Annotated in this window: 10 protein-coding genes; 1 reads left to right on the top strand and 9 read right to left on the bottom strand. The window is 57.3% G+C overall.

Features of this window, described 5'->3' with window-relative positions; genetic code table 11:
* From ABEB25_RS08105 to ABEB25_RS08070, 8 genes are all read right to left on the bottom strand, one after another.
* The gene (locus ABEB25_RS08105) at nt 1-852 is read right to left on the bottom strand and encodes a prephenate dehydrogenase (RefSeq protein ID WP_345735887.1); all 852 of its coding nucleotides are present in this window, start codon (nt 850-852) and stop codon (nt 1-3) included.
* Nucleotides 853-867: 15 nt separating this feature from the next.
* Nucleotides 868-1,377, bottom strand: a complete 510-nt coding sequence (locus ABEB25_RS08100) for a hypothetical protein (RefSeq protein ID WP_345735886.1) — start codon at nt 1,375-1,377, stop codon at nt 868-870.
* Nucleotides 1,378-1,398: 21 nt separating this feature from the next.
* Nucleotides 1,399-2,496, bottom strand: coding sequence for a DNA polymerase III subunit beta (gene dnaN / locus ABEB25_RS08095; RefSeq protein WP_184211704.1), 1,098 nt, complete (start codon nt 2,494-2,496; stop codon nt 1,399-1,401).
* A 189-nt stretch (nt 2,497-2,685) separates the two neighbouring features.
* Complete coding sequence (locus ABEB25_RS08090) at nt 2,686-4,296, bottom strand: sulfatase family protein (protein ID WP_345735885.1); 1,611 nt, start codon at nt 4,294-4,296, stop codon at nt 2,686-2,688.
* A 101-nt stretch (nt 4,297-4,397) separates the two neighbouring features.
* A complete protein-coding gene (locus tag ABEB25_RS08085; protein WP_345735884.1) occupies nt 4,398-5,201 on the bottom strand; it encodes a hypothetical protein in 804 nt (267 codons plus the stop codon).
* 62 nt (nt 5,202-5,263) lie between these two features.
* Nucleotides 5,264-6,865, bottom strand: coding sequence for a sulfatase family protein (locus tag ABEB25_RS08080; protein ID WP_345736243.1), 1,602 nt, complete (start codon nt 6,863-6,865; stop codon nt 5,264-5,266).
* A gap of 145 nt (nt 6,866-7,010) precedes the next feature.
* Entirely contained in the window at nt 7,011-8,108 is a 1,098-nt protein-coding gene (locus ABEB25_RS08075) for a glycoside hydrolase family 3 N-terminal domain-containing protein (protein WP_345735883.1), read from the bottom strand.
* Between the two features lie 96 nt (nt 8,109-8,204).
* Nucleotides 8,205-9,410 carry a Tm-1-like ATP-binding domain-containing protein gene (locus tag ABEB25_RS08070; RefSeq protein ID WP_345735882.1) on the bottom strand — a complete coding sequence of 402 codons (1,206 nt, stop codon included), beginning with the start codon at nt 9,408-9,410 and terminating at the stop codon, nt 8,205-8,207.
* A gap of 195 nt (nt 9,411-9,605) precedes the next feature.
* Here ABEB25_RS08070 and lepA point away from each other — a divergent pair, with 195 nt between their 5' ends.
* Nucleotides 9,606-11,402: a translation elongation factor 4 gene (lepA, locus tag ABEB25_RS08065; protein ID WP_345735881.1), complete on the top strand. Its 1,797-nt coding sequence runs from the start codon at nt 9,606-9,608 to the stop codon at nt 11,400-11,402.
* A gap of 50 nt (nt 11,403-11,452) precedes the next feature.
* Here lepA and ABEB25_RS08060 read toward each other — a convergent pair whose 3' ends face one another.
* The gene (locus ABEB25_RS08060; RefSeq protein WP_345735880.1) at nt 11,453-14,794 is read right to left on the bottom strand and encodes an immunoglobulin domain-containing protein; all 3,342 of its coding nucleotides are present in this window, start codon (nt 14,792-14,794) and stop codon (nt 11,453-11,455) included.
* Between the last annotated feature and the right edge of the window lie 11 nt (nt 14,795-14,805).

Below are 14,805 nucleotides of genomic sequence, written 5' to 3'. Positions count from 1 at the left end.
TCAGGAGACTGCCGCCGGGACGGTCCTGCGCAGGCTTTGGGCCTCAGCAAGGAAGCGGCGGAGTTCTTCTTCGTCCGGCTTGTCGAGGATTTCAAGAAGCTCTGTCAAAGTGTCAGCCGCAGCACGCAATTGGGCCACCAGGGCCGGGCGGTTTTCCATGGCGATGCCCGTCCACAGACCTGGGTCGCCACCGGCCACGCGGGTGGTGTCGCGAAAGCCATTGGCCACGCACGCGACAGCCGAGGGATCAGTGCGCAGGGCTGCCAGGGTGGTCACAGCGGCCATCATGTGCGGCAGGTGGGAAATACGGGCCACCTTTTCATCGTGCTCCTCGGGGGACATCTCCAGCACCCTGCATCCCAGGGCCTGCCAGAAATTTTGCAGCCGCAGAAGCCCGGCGTTTTCTTGGCCTTCAGGAGTCAGCAGGCAGGTGGCGTTTTGAAAAAGATCTGCCCGGGCCACTTCAATGCCGGTTTTTTCAGAACCCGCCATGGGATGGCTGCCGATGAAACGTGGGCCCAGAATGGGGTGCAGGGCGCGGACCACGCTGCCTTTCACACTGCCGACATCGGTGACCAGGCAATCGTCGGCGAGTTGGCCTTGGGTGATTTGCTCGGCCAGGGCGGCCATAGTCTCCACAGGAGTGCAGAGAATAATCAGGGAAGCTCCTGCGGCGGCCGCTGCGGCATCGGTGAAAAAGTCCGCCTGGATTCCGCGGGCGCGGATGCCTGCTTCAGCACTTTCTCGCCGGGCCCACAGGCGCAGCACAGTCCCGGGCATCCGTTCCTGTACAGCAAGCGCCAGAGAGCCGCCGAGCAAGCCGGGGCCAAAAATGGCAATGGTTCTTTCCACGATCACTCGCGAGGCTTAATACGGCACGCGGAAGATGTCACCTGTTTCTGGGTCGCGGGCCTTTTGGCCGGGGCGCAGACCTTCCACACTGATGACTTTCTTGGGATCCTTGGGACTGTAAACAAACCCAGGTTTGCCAGGAACCGCACGTGCGTAGGGAACATCGCCAGCCGGAGGAGTGGTGGGCGGCACCGAAGGCGTCGTGATCACAGGTGGTGTCGTAATGGCCGGAGGTGTCATGGTGCCACCAGGAACGGTGGGCTGTGACCCTGGAGGAGCCACCGTCAGCCCTGGATCTACCACAGGAGCGGTCGGGTCAAGATTCGGCGGGGGCACCTGGGGGCCCACAGGCTGGCCTGGGGGCGGCGGGGCGATGGGCTCCACGTAGCGGTTCGGGTCGCCATAGCGCGGGGGCTGGTCGAGTGACCGGCCATTCCCGGCAAAGGGACGCGGGTCCGGCCCGTAGCAACTGGCGAGCGAGGCGGTGACCGCTGTAAGGATGAGGAGATGCGTGGAGCGCTGCATCGGAGTTTGTTTTGGGGGTTTTTAGCTGTTCACGCGCATGGGCATGAGCACATAGAGGAAATTGGTGCCGGTACGAAGAACGCCGGGACTGATTTCATCGATCAAGTGAAGATACACTTCATCGGCGCTGAGGTTGCGCAGCGGGGCCATCGTAAACTCCGGATTGAAGGCGATGGTGATGGAGGCTCCCTTGTAGTTGAGCGGGATGGTTTCACGCGCTTCACCGATGTCCGGGCTGCTGGCGATGATTTCCACCTGACCTGGAGTGAACTGGAACTTCACCGAGTTCGACTTCTCGCTAGCGAGGAGGGACACACGGCTGATGGCCTTCAGGAAAACCTCACGCTCCAAGGCGATGCGCTCCTTGGCCTCGCCTGGGATCACCTGACGGTAGTTTGGATAGTTGCCGTCGATCAGCTTGCTGATGAGCAGGCTGTCGCCCAGATCAAATCCGACCTGGCTGCTGGTCACGCGGATGATCACCTCGCCCAAGTCGCCGCAAAGGCGGGCAAGTTCGTTCACAGCCTTGGTCGGGACGATGATGTCCACTTCCTGGCTCTGGGGGAATTCCAGCTCCTGCTCCACCATGGCCAGACGGCGGCCATCCGTGGCCACCATGGTCAGAGTGTTGTTTTTGAAGGAGAAAAGGATGCCGTTCAGCACATAACGAGTTTCGTCGGTCGAGATGGCATAGGATGTCTTTTTCAGGCAATCGCGCAGAATCTGCTGATCAATCTTGAATTCACGGGCGTCGTCAAAGCGGGGCAGGGCAGGGAATTCCTCGCTGGTGAGGCCCAGCACCTTGAAATAGGACGGGCCGCTGCGGATGGAAGCCACGTTTTTCTCATCCACGCTGATCTGGATGTCTTCCGCAGGAAGCTCACGAATGATCGTGGCCAGACGGCGGGCAGGCAGGGTGGTGGCTCCTTCTTCCTCGACCTCGGCAGCAACGCTGCAGGTCACGCCGACATCCAGGTCCGTTGTGGTCAGTTCCAGGACGCCATTTTTGGCGCGGAGCAGGACGTTGGAGAGGATGGCCAGAGTGGTGCGTGCACTGACGACGTGCTGCACTTGCTGAATGGCCTGCTGGAGAGATTCCTTGCTGATCGTGAACTTCATATAAAAAGGCGTGCCTGCTGCTTGAGACGAATGGCCTTTTTTATCAGAGGGCAGACGAACGGCAAGGAGTTTGGCAGGGAAAGTGAAGGGAGACGATAGGGCCTCCGGGTTAAAAAGTCGCCCCTAAACCCCCGATAACGACCTTTTTTCGTCGTTTTTTGTAGGGGTGGGAGACGGAAGACGGGGAATTCACTTCTTACCCTTGTTCGCCTTGCCGCTTTTGGCCCCTTTTTTCGTCGCTTCGGGCTTTTTCCAGATTTCGACGGGGACGTCGTTGTTTTGAGGGGCTCCAGGGGTGCTGCGACCGCTGGCGACTAGGGTTTCCAGTCTCTTCGTGAGGCGAGTGACGATTTCGGGGTGCTGGGCGGCGAGGTTGGTCTGCTCGCCGAGATCGGCTTCCATATTGAAAAGCTGGACGTGTGGCGAGTCCTTGGGCTCGGTGCCGGGGCGGGGTTCGCTCCAGCCGCCGGAGCCTGGGCAGAGAGCGAGCTTCCAGGGACCCTCGCGGATGGCGAAGACACCTTGGATGCTGTGATGGACGAGGGATTCACGGGCGGGTTTGCCGCTTTCACCCAAAAGGGTCGGGAGGAAGCTGAAACTGTCTTCGGCGGCAGTTTCCGGAGCAGTTGCGCCAGTGATGTGGGCGGCGGTGGCAAAAAAGTCCGTCAGGCAAGTGAGCTGGCTGGTTGTCTGGCCGGGCTTCACCTTGGCAGGCCAGCGGACCAGGAAGGGCACGCGGTGGCCGCCATCATAGATGTCGGCTTTATGGCCGCGCAGTTTGGCGCTGGGGTTGTGGCCTTTGGCCAGCAGTTCGGGATAATTGGCACTTGGGGAGCAGCCATTGTCGCTGGTGAAGACGATGACGGTGTTCTCGGCCAGACCATTGTCATCCAGAGCTTTGAGGACTCGTCCAATGGCGGCATCGGTTTCCATCACGAAGTCGCCATATTGATTTAGGCCGCTTTTGCCCCGCCATTCAGGATTGGGCAGGATGGGGGTGTGCGGGGAGGCAAGGGGTAGATAGAGGAAGAAGGGTTTTCCTGACTTCGCATCGGCGGATTTTTCGCCGACGTAGGCGACGGCTTTGTCAATGAATGTGGGCAGGACTTCGTAGCCGGTAAAACCGGGGGCAGCAGGGCCCTTGCGGGTGTATTTTTCAGTCTTTCCCTGAACAATTTCGATGGCGCGATCCTCAGTGGGCTGGGCAGTGACGCGGTCATTTTCGATGAAGCAGTACGGCACCATGTCTAGGGAGGCGCTGATGCCGAAGTAGTGGTCGAACCCGACGCTGTTGGGCCCGTGGGTGGTAGGCTGGGTGAAATCCACACTCCAGGTCTGCTGGGGGGATTCAATGTTCAGTTCCGCCACGTTCAGGCCATCTTTGACCTTCCAATCCATGCCGAGATGCCACTTGCCGATGATGGCGGTGTGGTAGCCCTGCCCTTTGAGCATGGAGGCCACGGTCATGCGATCCGTGGCAATCAGGTGCGGGCTGAGTCCGCCCAGGACGCCCTTTTGCAATTTGGTACGCCAGTTGTAGCGGCCTGTGAGGGTGCCGTAGCGGGTGGGGGTGCAGACGCTGGAAGGGGTGTGGGCATCGGTGAAGGTCATGCCTTCCTTGGCGATGCGGTCCATGTTGGGCGTGGCAATTTTACCCTCAGGATTGAGATGCTTCACATCTCCATAACCCAGATCATCACAGAGGATGAAAATGAAGTTGGGTTTGTCCGCCGCCGAGGCTGCGAGCGTCATGCCCAAGGCAAGAACTGCGAAGGTGAGTTTTTTGAATGATGCGGTCATGGATTAAAAAAGGGAGGGCAACCACGGAAAACACTGAACACACGGAATTTCAAATCCTGGCCATCCCCTTCCGTGTGTTCAGTGTCCTCCGTGGTTGTTCCTCAGGGCTGAGTGTCGAGAACGAGGCCCTTATCAAGATCGGCATGCGCAAGGCGAACCTTGGCGGTATTGCCGATGCCTTTTGTGGATTTATTCTCGGCGATCAAAAACTGGTTAGGCCCAATGCGGGCGAGGCCGACGGAAGCATTGAACTCCCACTTGCCCGTGAAGCGGAAGTTTTCATCGGCACGAAGCAAAACGGCTGGTTTGCCATAACAACCGAACCACCAGGAACCGTCGGCATACTCCACCGTTTGAATGCCCATGAGGGTGTAGCCGCTGGTCAGCGTGTGACGCTGGATGAACTGGAACTTCGCGTCGTATTCATACACGTAGTTTTCATCTGTTCCCGGGGGCAGGCCGCCGATGAGGATAAAACGACCTTCACGATAGGCCATGCCTCCTGCTCCATGAACAAGCTCTGGCACGGGATGACGAGAGAGTTCCGCCAGGGTTTCGCCATCGAAGACGAAGACCCATGAGTCGGCTGCGCCAGCGGGTTGGTTGAACTTGCCCAAATTGACCGCGACATAGACCTTGCCGTCGTGATGGCAGAGATCTCCCTGGTGACTGGGCGCGGCGACTTTTTTGAGAATCTTGCCCTCCAGATCCGTCTTCACGATCGCATCTGTCCAAGACCAGTAGATGGCCTCTTTACCATCGGTACAGATGCCTTGGAGGTGACGTGGGTAAGCCCCTTCGCAGGCTACGGGTTTGAAGGGTGCAGACGCGTTTGCAGCAGTGCTCAGAAGGAAAACAACCACGGAAAGTACGGAGCACACGGAAGGCAGAGGAAATGAATTCATAAAATCAGTTCATGAATACATTCCGTGTCTTCAGCGTCTTCCGTGGTTGTTCCATCAGGAGATCACTCGGCCTGTTTCTTTTTGCCCTTTCCTTTGCCCTTGCCCATGCCTTTGGCATTCTGGGGGACTGGGGGATTCACCTCGCCATCGAAGGCTTTGTTGCCATGCGTCAGGCGTGGGGGAGGCAGGATTTCTTTGACCTCGGTTTGCAAGCGTGAGAGCTCGGTTTTGAGCTCTTTGACAGTGTCTGCATAAGCTGGGTCTTTGTAGAAACTCTGGGTTTCTAGAGGGTCCTTTTGACGGTCCAGCAGCTCCCAGTCATCCACGTCTGGGGCATAGTAATGGATGAGTTTGTAGCGGTCGGTGATCACGCCATAGTGTGGGCGCACGCGATGGGGCACGGGGAACTCGTAGTAGTGGTAGTAGAAGCTTTTGCGCCAGTCCGCAGGCGTCTCGCCTTTGAAAAGCGGCACCAGGGAATGGCCCTGCATGTCCGCAGGTTGCGGCTGACCCGCGATGTCCAGGAAGGTCTGGGCAAGGTCCAGCAAGGAAACGATGCTGCCATTGGTGCTGCCCGCCTTGGCCACTCCTGGCCAGCGGACCAGGAAGGGGGTGGTGAGGGATTCCTCAAAGATCCAGCGTTTGTCAAACCAGCCGTGCTCTCCGAGGTAGAAACCCTGGTCACTGCTGCAAATGACGACGGTATTTTCGGCGAGGCCGGATTTGTCCAGGTAATCGAGAACCGTGGCGATGCTTTCGTCCACCCCTTTCACGCATCCCAGGTAATCATGCATGTAACGCTGGTAGCGCCATTTGATGAGGTCTTTTCCAGTGGGCGGTGCTTCGTTATACTTTTTGTTAATCGGGTCGTAATACGCATTCCAGGCTTTGCGCTGCTCCTCATTCAGGGAGGCCGGTGCGACGAGCTTCATGTCACGCTCGGTGATGGTGCGGTCCAGCCCCATGTCGTGATCGCTAACGGCCTTGCTGCGACCTTCGAAATTGTCAAACAAGGTGGCGGGCTCTGGATAAACACGGCCCTTGTCGTGGTCCAGGTGGCGCAGAGCCGGTTCCCATTCCCGATGAGGTGCCTTGTGCTGAAGCATCAGCATGAAAGGCTTGGTCTTGTCGCGACCTTCCAGCCACTTGAGGCCCTGCTCGGTGATGATGTCAGTGACGTAACCGGTGTGTTTCACCTCCTGGCCGTTTTCGATCATGGGCGGGTTGTAGTAAATACCCTGGCCGGGAAGGACGTTCCAATAGTCGAACCCCTGAGGGTCGGTCATCAGATGCCATTTGCCAATGACCGCGGTGGTATAACCGCCTTTTTGCAGCAGCTTAGGGAAGGTCTGCTGGTTGCCATCGAAGCGGCTGTTGCTGTTGTTGTGAAAGCCGTTCAGGTGCGAATATTTGCCCGTCTGGATCACGGCGCGCATGGGGCCGCAGATGGAGTTTGTAACCAGGCAGCGATTAAACCGAATGCCCTCTTTGGCGAGGCGATCTATCCCCGGGGTCTCAAGCAGCTTGCGCTCGTCGCCATAACTGGAGATAGCCTGGGAGGCGAGATCGTCCGAAAAGAGGAAAAGGATGTTCGGCGGTCCTTTCGGAGCAGCCGAAAGAGAAGTGGCCAGCAAACCGGCGCAAGTGAGGAGGATTCGTCGCATCATGGTCAGAGACTGGGGTAACGACGGGGACGGGGCTCACATTGCAGGGAAATGTGAGGGGGAAGAGGGTAAAATAATAAAGGGTAAAATCATGGACGAATTCACCCATGATTCTACCGAATCGGCCGGTCCTGCGTGCCTGTCTTTAATACAGCTCCACCGGAGAGCGCTTGCCGTCTTCCACGCTTTTGTTGTGGGCGAGTTCTTCACCCAGGGTGGCGACGCGGAGATCCCAGATGTCGCGATTGATTTTGGCGAAGCGGTCAAGGCTGAACGGATCGGGTGCCACAAGGCGCTTTTTGGTCTTCTCGATGCGGACGAGGGCATCGTGGAGGATGGGGGCCTCCACACCTTCGAGGTGTTGGCGGGCCAGCTCCACCATTTCCAGGCGGTGGCAGATCATGACGAGGTCGTTCCCAGCGCGCACGGCTTCCTGGATGGCCTGCTCAAAAGTCACTTCATTGAGAATGGCTCCCATGTCCAGGTCATCGGTCATGGCCAAGCCTTCGAAGCCTAACTGATCGCGCAACAATTTGGTGCACACATTGTGGCTAAGGCTAGCGGGCCAGCGAGGGCGGTCGGGATCGTAGGCCGTGTAGTTGCTGTGGCAGGTCATCACGCTGTCAATCTCCGGCAGCAGGGCGGTGTAGGGCAGGAGCTCGGACTCCAGCATCTCCGGGTGGGATTTGCCGATGACAGGCAGGAACTCATGCGGATCGCACTCGGCCGGGCCGTAGCCGGGGAAGTGTTTGGCACAGCTCAGGATGCCTTCACCGCGCATAGCACGGTTGAAGACGCCTGCGTTGTTGATGACCTGCTGCGGATCACGTCCCCAGCAGCGTCCTTTGAGGGAGTTGTCTGCCGTGTCGTCATAGGAAATGTCGAGCACGGGGCAGAGGTCCAGATTGAAGCCGAACAGGCGCAAAATTTGACCCGTGAGTTTGCCATGCTGCTTGATGAGTTTCACGTCCCCCTTGTCACGCAGGGACTGGGCATTCGGCGGCTCCTCGCCAATGAGGCGCAGGCGAGACACGCGGCCACCTTCCTGGTCGATGGTGATGAAGGGCTCGATGTCGGATAGATCGCGCAGATCATCAATCAGCTTCCGCACCTGCTCGGGCGAGATGATGTTGCGGCCAAAGAGAATGAATCCACCGGGCTGCAGCTTCTTGAAGCGAGCGGCGGTTTCAGAATCGAGTTCAGGACCGGGAACGCCGGTGAGGAGGAGTTGGCCGAGGGACATGGTGGAGAGCAAAAAGAGGCTGAGTGCTCAGTGCTCAGTTCTCAGAGGGCGTCAAGCGCGGAGATGGGACGAGCAGCAGTGAAGACCAAATGAGATTTATCTTGGCAAAGTGGCCAATAGAGCCCCAACACACGCTTCCGAGAACTCCGGCGCATTGATCTCACAGTCCATCTCGATGACCGGAATTTCAGGGCGGAGGTGAGATTTGATAGAGGTGAAAAGGGCCGTGTCCGCTGCCGGATCGTGGAACGGTTTGCCGGGTGCGCTGATGACGCTGATGGCTTTCAGCGGGAGAAGCACGGTAACGAGGCCGGTGTAGGCATTGACCTTCTCGGCCAAGATGCGGCCCAGTTCGGCGCATTCCTCCGGCGAGGTTCGCATGAGGGTGACCTGCGGGTTGTGCTGGTAGAAAAGACGATCTTTGAACTTGGCTGGGATGCTGGCAGGTTCGCCAAAATTCACCATGTCCAGGCAACCAGGCGTGACGATGGCCGGGGTGCCAGTTTTGCCTGCGGCCTCCAGCCGATGCGGGCCGGCATTGAGGACCCCGCCGACGAGTTCATCTGCCCATTCGGTGGTGGTGATGTCCATCACGCCTGTAATGAGGCCGCTTTCGATGAGGCTTTCCATGATGCGGCCCCCAGTGCCTGTGGCGGCGAAAACGAGAACTTCATAGCCAGCTTTTTCGAGGAGAGTCTTGGCGGCATTCACGCATTCCGTGGTGTTGCCGAACATGGAGGCGGCAATGAGCGGCTTGTCCTCTGTAGGCGGGATCTCCATTTCCACCATGCCGCAGATGGCCCCGGCAGCGCGGGCCAGGAGGGTGCGGGAGAGGCGATTGATGCCGGAGACATCCACGATGCTGGGGATCATGACAATGTCCTTCGTACCTATGTAGGGGGCGACATTGCCCGCAGCTAGGGTGGAGACCATGACTTTCGGAAAACCGATGGGCAAGGCGCGCATGGCGCTGCTGCTGATGGCAGTGCCACCGCCACCGCCCAGGGAGATGACCCCCTGAATCCGGCCCGAAGAAACGAGGCCCGCAAGGAGCTTGGCCGAAGCTTCTGCCATGGCCGTCACGGCCTCCCCCCGATCCTGGCGAGTGAGGATTCCCGCCAGATCAATAGCCCCTGCCGCGGCGACTTCCTCGCGGGAAATGTCGGGTGAAACCGTGGGCGCGCTGCCGCTGCCAGTATCAATCAGCAGGGGCTGGTGCCCGCGTTGACGGATGAGTTCCGCCACATAGGCGTGCTCTTGTCCCTTGGTATCGAGTGTGCCGAGAACGGCGATGGTGGCCATAAAGAAGCCGTTTTAGCGGAGAAAACAGAGGTGCGTCAAGGCATTGGAAGCCGCATCTGGCTATCCGAAAGCAACGTGGAGCGTTTAGAGGCGCGAAATTTGGGCGAAAGGTGACTGCGACACTCCCTGCGGGCCGACCTTGACCCTTTCGCTACTCGGGGTTAGGGAGTATATCCCCCAGCCGACTCTTTTCTGATGTCCATCGAACGCACCCGCAATTTCTCCATCATTGCTCACATTGACCACGGAAAGACCACTCTTTCCGACCGTCTGCTGGAGGCTACCCAGACGATCACGCAGCGACAGCAACAGGACCAGCTTTTGGACAGCATGGACCTGGAACGTGAGCGTGGTATCACCATCAAGGCGCACCCGGTGTGCATGAACTACAAGGCCAAAGATGGACTGATCTATAAGCTGAACCTGCTGGATACCCCAGGGCACGTGGACTTCAGCTATGAAGTCAGCCGTTCCCTCGCCGCCTGTGAAGGCGCCCTCCTCCTGGTGGATGCCAGCCAGGGCGTGGAAGCCCAGACCGTGGCGAACTTGAATCTCGCCCTCCAGCAAAACCTGCACGTCATCCCGGTCATCAATAAAATTGACCTGCCGAACGCGGACGTGGACAAGGTGAAAAAGCAGCTTGAGGAAATCCTTCAGCTTCCAGCCGATGAAGCTGTCTCTGCCAGCGCCAAGATGGGCATCGGTATCACAGACATTTTGGAGGCCATCGTTGCCTTCGTTCCCGCACCCAAAGAACCCGGCGACGGCTACCTGCGCGCTTCCGTTTTTGATTCCATTTTCGATCCCTATCGCGGCGTTATCAGCTACATCCGCGTGATGTCCGGCTCCATTGTGCGTGGTCAAAAGGTGCGTCTCATGGCGTCTGGCAACGACTCCGAAATCAAGGAAGTCGGTACCTTCCGCCCGAAGATGGTCGCTTGTGACAAACTGGAAGCTGGCGACGTGGGTTACATCATCGCCAACGTGAAGACGACGGCAGATGTGAAAATCGGCGATACGCTGACCGAATCTCGCAAGCCTGCGCCCGAGCCGCTGCCCGGTTTCAAGGAGATCCACCCTCTGGTCTTCAGTGGCATCTACCCCATCAGTACGGATGACTTTGAAGCGCTGAAGCTGGCCGTGGGTAAGCTGCAGATCAATGACGCTGCGTTCACCTTCATGGCAGAAAGCTCCGCCGCGCTGGGCTTCGGTTTCCGCTGCGGTTTCCTCGGTCTGTTGCACATGGAAATCGTTCAGGAACGTCTGCGTCGTGAGTTCAACATGGACGTCATTTCGACGTATCCGTCGGTCATTTACGAACTCCGCAAAACGGATGGCACGGAGATCCTGGTGGATAATCCGAGCTTCCTCCCACCGGCCAACGAGATTGATGAAATCCGCGAGCCGATCGTGAAGGTTTTCGTGATGATCCCGAACGAATACATCGGTGACATCATGCAGCTCGTCATGGACAAACGCGGGCAGGTGAACAACACCGAGACCCTGGATGACCGCCGCGTGCTGCTGCACACCGTGATCCCGCTGAATGAGATCCTCGTGGACTTCAATGACAAGCTCAAGTCCCTGACCCGTGGTTACGGCAGTATGGACTATGAGCATGCTGGCTATAAGGCCGATGACCTCGTGAAGATGGACATGCTTATCGCAGGCGAGCCCGTGGATGCTTTCTCCTGCATCGTGCACCGTGGCAAGGCTGAGGCCCGAGGCCGCCAGCTCGCTGCCAAGCTCAAAGAAGTCATTCCTCAGCAGCTTTTCGTCGTCGCCATCCAGGCTGCCATCGGTGGCAAGGTGATCGCCCGTGAATCCATCAGTGCCCTTCGCAAAGACGTGACTGCCAAGTGCTACGGCGGTGACATTTCCCGTAAGCGCAAGCTTCTGGAAAAGCAGAAGGAAGGCAAAAAGCGCATGAAGTCCATCGGCCGCGTGAACATCCCTCAAGAGGCGTTCATCGAAGTGCTGAAGACGAACTGATTCCCCTCAAATGCAGAGCCGAGATGCGAGAAGCATCTCGGCTTTTTTTGTCACTTCGCTGGGAAGATTCGGACTTGGCCGACATCCAATTCAGGAGACGTCAGGTTAAGTTTCAGACTCTCTTCGGATAGGCTCAGGATCGTTCCCACGCCCTGTCCCAACCTCGGGACGAAGACTCCCTGGAAGGTGGCTTTAATGGGATATCCTCGGTATTTTCCAGAGACATAACTCCCACTAAACAAGGAAGTGGAGGGGCTAATGGTCATCACCACGCCAGCGGGTACCCCTTTGCCTGAAATGACGGCCCGGTGATTGGGCTGAACTTGCAGCGTTTTGATGGCAGGTTCTGGAAGACCTGGGCTGGTCAACTCAAGGTCATGGGCGGAGTCACCCAAATTCATCAACGTCTGGCCCGGTGCAGGTGCGACGTGACGGCTGCCGATGACTTGAAGAGACTGGAGGAGAAATCCTTCGCGATAGGTGGTGTTTTTGACATGCGGTTGTTTGGCCCATTCCAGATTTCCATCCACCTGAGCTTCAGCATAGGAGACCCAGCCGGAAAAAAAGCTGCGCTGGGCCTGTGGCATCAGGTATATCGGAAGCCTCGCCGCTTCGGTATCTTCGGGATGGATGACCAGGGAATGGCTACCCGTTACTTGGGTGCCATCTCCCAGACGGCCCGCATAGGTGACGGTCCCTGTCGGACTGACCTTGAAAGACAGATATCCCAGACCTCCTGGGGTGCTGCCATCATCTTCAAGGGCTGTTTGGGATACTTCTGGCAGGAGTGCGGCTGGATACAGGCCTTGATGCTGCTTCGCAGCCGCTTTGGGCAGGAGTTGGCCTCCTTCTAAAACCCCATCGGATCCCGAGGTAACTCTCCCATTCGGAAGAATGCGCACGAAGATGGGCTCACTTTTAGCGGATTTGTTAAAGTGGAGCTCCCCTTCCAGCGCACCATCTTCGGTATTGTAGCTTGGGTTGCCGATGACTGGAAAAGCTTTGCCCGCAATGACCATGGAACCTGTCAGCGTTCCTTTGGCCGTGGTGCTCAAGGTAAAACGACCTCCCAGCCCCAGGGGATCCATGGAGAGCTTTTCTCGAGCGATGAGTCCCGCAAAGTTGTGGGTCTGTGGTTTCGGATGGATCCACCACTCAAGTTCCATAGCTGGGCCTGCGCCGCTCTCATTAGAGGCGGTGAATGTCACACGATAAGGGGATGCCCGATCTGGGTGTGAAGGATCAAGGGTGATGGCTAATGCAGGCTGCCCAAAAACTCTCCCGCTCCAGGGATCCAGAATGATGCCATGGGGCAAGCCTGAAGCGCTGAAGAAGGTCGAGGGTGAAGACGTGCGAAGTTGGAAGCTGGTGTAATCTCCCACCCGCAAATGCGGGAGTTTGTCGGTCAGAATCCGAGGCGGCAGTAGAAGCGACAGGTTTGCATCCATGCCTCTCACACTGGTGGACTGGCTGCTTCCGACAGTGCCAATAGAGACATTGCAGGTGTAATGGCCTTCTGAGGAAAGCCCGACGGGATGGAGGACTAAAACTGAGCCATTGGCGGCCACAGGGCCCGAAGTTGTCTGGATCAACTCGCCATTGCGCCTCCATTCATAAATCAATGGCGAGCCAGCAGCCGTGCAGACCAATTCAACCCGCCCTCCTAAAGGGATGGTGCGGTTGATGGGTTCATGCCTAACCACTGCAATGTTAGCCGCATTTGAAAAAACCCTTTGGCCATTAGTTAAAACAGCAGCCACTTTGTAAAGACCTGCCTTGGCAGGGGTGGCTGAGGCAATTTGGTAATTTCGCGTAGTGGCGGAGGGAATCGGGATGCCATTAAAGGTCCATTCATAATGGCTCACTCCAGTTCCGTCATAGATGGAGGATAGTGTCACATACTGACGCTCGGTAAGCACCTGAGTTTTAGGATGCAACGAAAAGGTCCCCGGTACCGGCTGCTGATATCCCGTGACTGAGGCTGAAAGCGATACAACGTGTGGCCCAGCCTGTAGCGCCAAATCTCCTGTGAAGGTTTGCCCTGATGTGGGCGTCGCCTTGACGGTCACAACAGACGACCCTCTAGCGGGTATGACCAAGGGGAGGGGTGTTTCGAGGGTGAAAACACTCGAACTGGAGGTCATCCCGGTGATCGTTAAATCATCATCGCTGATGTTGGAGACACTGAAGGAACGAGTTTGACTGCTTCCGACAGAGACCGTGTAGAAGTCAAGCTCAACGGGAGCTGCCAGAAGTGGTGAGACATCGAAAGCGCTGATCTTGATGTTATCTATGCCGACGATGTCAGCGCCCGAGAGACTGAAACGGAATTGCCTCAAATCAAAGCCTGGCAGTCGGTTCATGGCCCATTCGGCGACTTTGGTCCCGTTGATGTCAATCCGCGCCCGTCGATTGCCCAAATCAAAATCCATGGTGCAGTGGGTGATGGCACGGGGGCTGTAGCTTGAATTTGGATTGATGCCAGTGAAAGCGTTGTTAGAAGTCCCGCTATAAAATGTCACCGAGCCATTGCCGTTGAAGTCTGTTCTCAGCAGCCCATGCGTATGATCCATGAAGACTGCCAGTGAACTGGAGCCGAGTTGGGTCATGTCAAATTCAAGGACATACCGCTCTGCTCTTCTGGACATATTCATGCCAAACTGGTCATAAACCGCTTCCACACCCCCAAGTTCCAGAGGTCTATCGGTCAAGGGGCCGATCTGGCTTCTCACGTATTGGGTGCCAAAGACGGAAGTGCTGGGAGATCGTTGGCCACCGAAAGATGTTGGCTGATCTAAGCGGTGAGGCAGGTCGTTCCAGTTGATATCATAAACCAGTGGTGGAGTCAGCAGGGGTGGTTCGGGGGCTTCGATGCCATGGGGAGTGACCGCAAGGTTGTCCAAATAATAGCCTGTTCCGGGCACGCTCAACTCGACGATCTGTGCAAAACTTTCTGGAAAGACAAAGGTTTGGAAGTCTGCCAAAGGGCCTGTGCCGTCATAGCGCCCGTCCATCGTATAGCTAACGGTGACCGTGCTGTTATCGGCCTTTCTCCCCACGAATGTCACGGGGAGGTTGACGCTGTATTCTGCCAAGTCCACTTGATGCGGGGTGAACGGCAGTCCGTCCTGGTGAGCGATCTTCAAGTTTGCTGCTCCTGAAATGAAGCGTGCATAATTGCCCCCGTTAATCGGAGAAAAATTGTAAAGGGGGCCTTGCACAAAAACGCCGTCCACTGGCGTGGAGAGCTTGAATCCCTGTTCAACCAGACCTGGCCGAAAGTTAGAAGACGTGCCTGCTATTGAGAAATGAGGCAGATCAAAGCCGATGACTCGGCGTGCAGGTTCGCTGGCCTCAACATGAACGCACGAAAGACACATGGCCAAGGCCAACAAACGGGATA

Origin of the sequence: Prosthecobacter algae, assembly GCF_039542385.1 — a bacterium.
Classification (GTDB): domain Bacteria; phylum Verrucomicrobiota; class Verrucomicrobiia; order Verrucomicrobiales; family Verrucomicrobiaceae; genus Prosthecobacter; species Prosthecobacter algae.
The sequence above is the reverse complement of the archived record's forward strand: the minus strand, read 5'-3'. Positions and strand labels throughout refer to the sequence as shown.

What these genes read in the sequence shown, in the direction of transcription:
- ABEB25_RS08100 (WP_345735886.1), bottom strand. Translation starts at nt 1,377, where the DNA reads ATGCAGCGCTCCACGCATCTCCTCATCCTTACAGCGGTCACCGCCTCG.
- dnaN (WP_184211704.1), bottom strand. Translation starts at nt 2,496, where the DNA reads ATGAAGTTCACGATCAGCAAGGAATCTCTCCAGCAGGCCATTCAGCAA.
- ABEB25_RS08090 (WP_345735885.1), bottom strand. Translation starts at nt 4,296, where the DNA reads ATGACCGCATCATTCAAAAAACTCACCTTCGCAGTTCTTGCCTTGGGC.
- ABEB25_RS08085 (WP_345735884.1), bottom strand. Translation starts at nt 5,201, where the DNA reads ATGAATTCATTTCCTCTGCCTTCCGTGTGCTCCGTACTTTCCGTGGTT.
- ABEB25_RS08080 (WP_345736243.1), bottom strand. Translation starts at nt 6,865, where the DNA reads ATGCGACGAATCCTCCTCACTTGCGCCGGTTTGCTGGCCACTTCTCTT.
- ABEB25_RS08075 (WP_345735883.1), bottom strand. Translation starts at nt 8,108, where the DNA reads ATGTCCCTCGGCCAACTCCTCCTCACCGGCGTTCCCGGTCCTGAACTC.
- ABEB25_RS08070 (WP_345735882.1), bottom strand. Translation starts at nt 9,410, where the DNA reads ATGGCCACCATCGCCGTTCTCGGCACACTCGATACCAAGGGACAAGAG.
- lepA (WP_345735881.1), top strand. Translation starts at nt 9,606, where the DNA reads ATGTCCATCGAACGCACCCGCAATTTCTCCATCATTGCTCACATTGAC.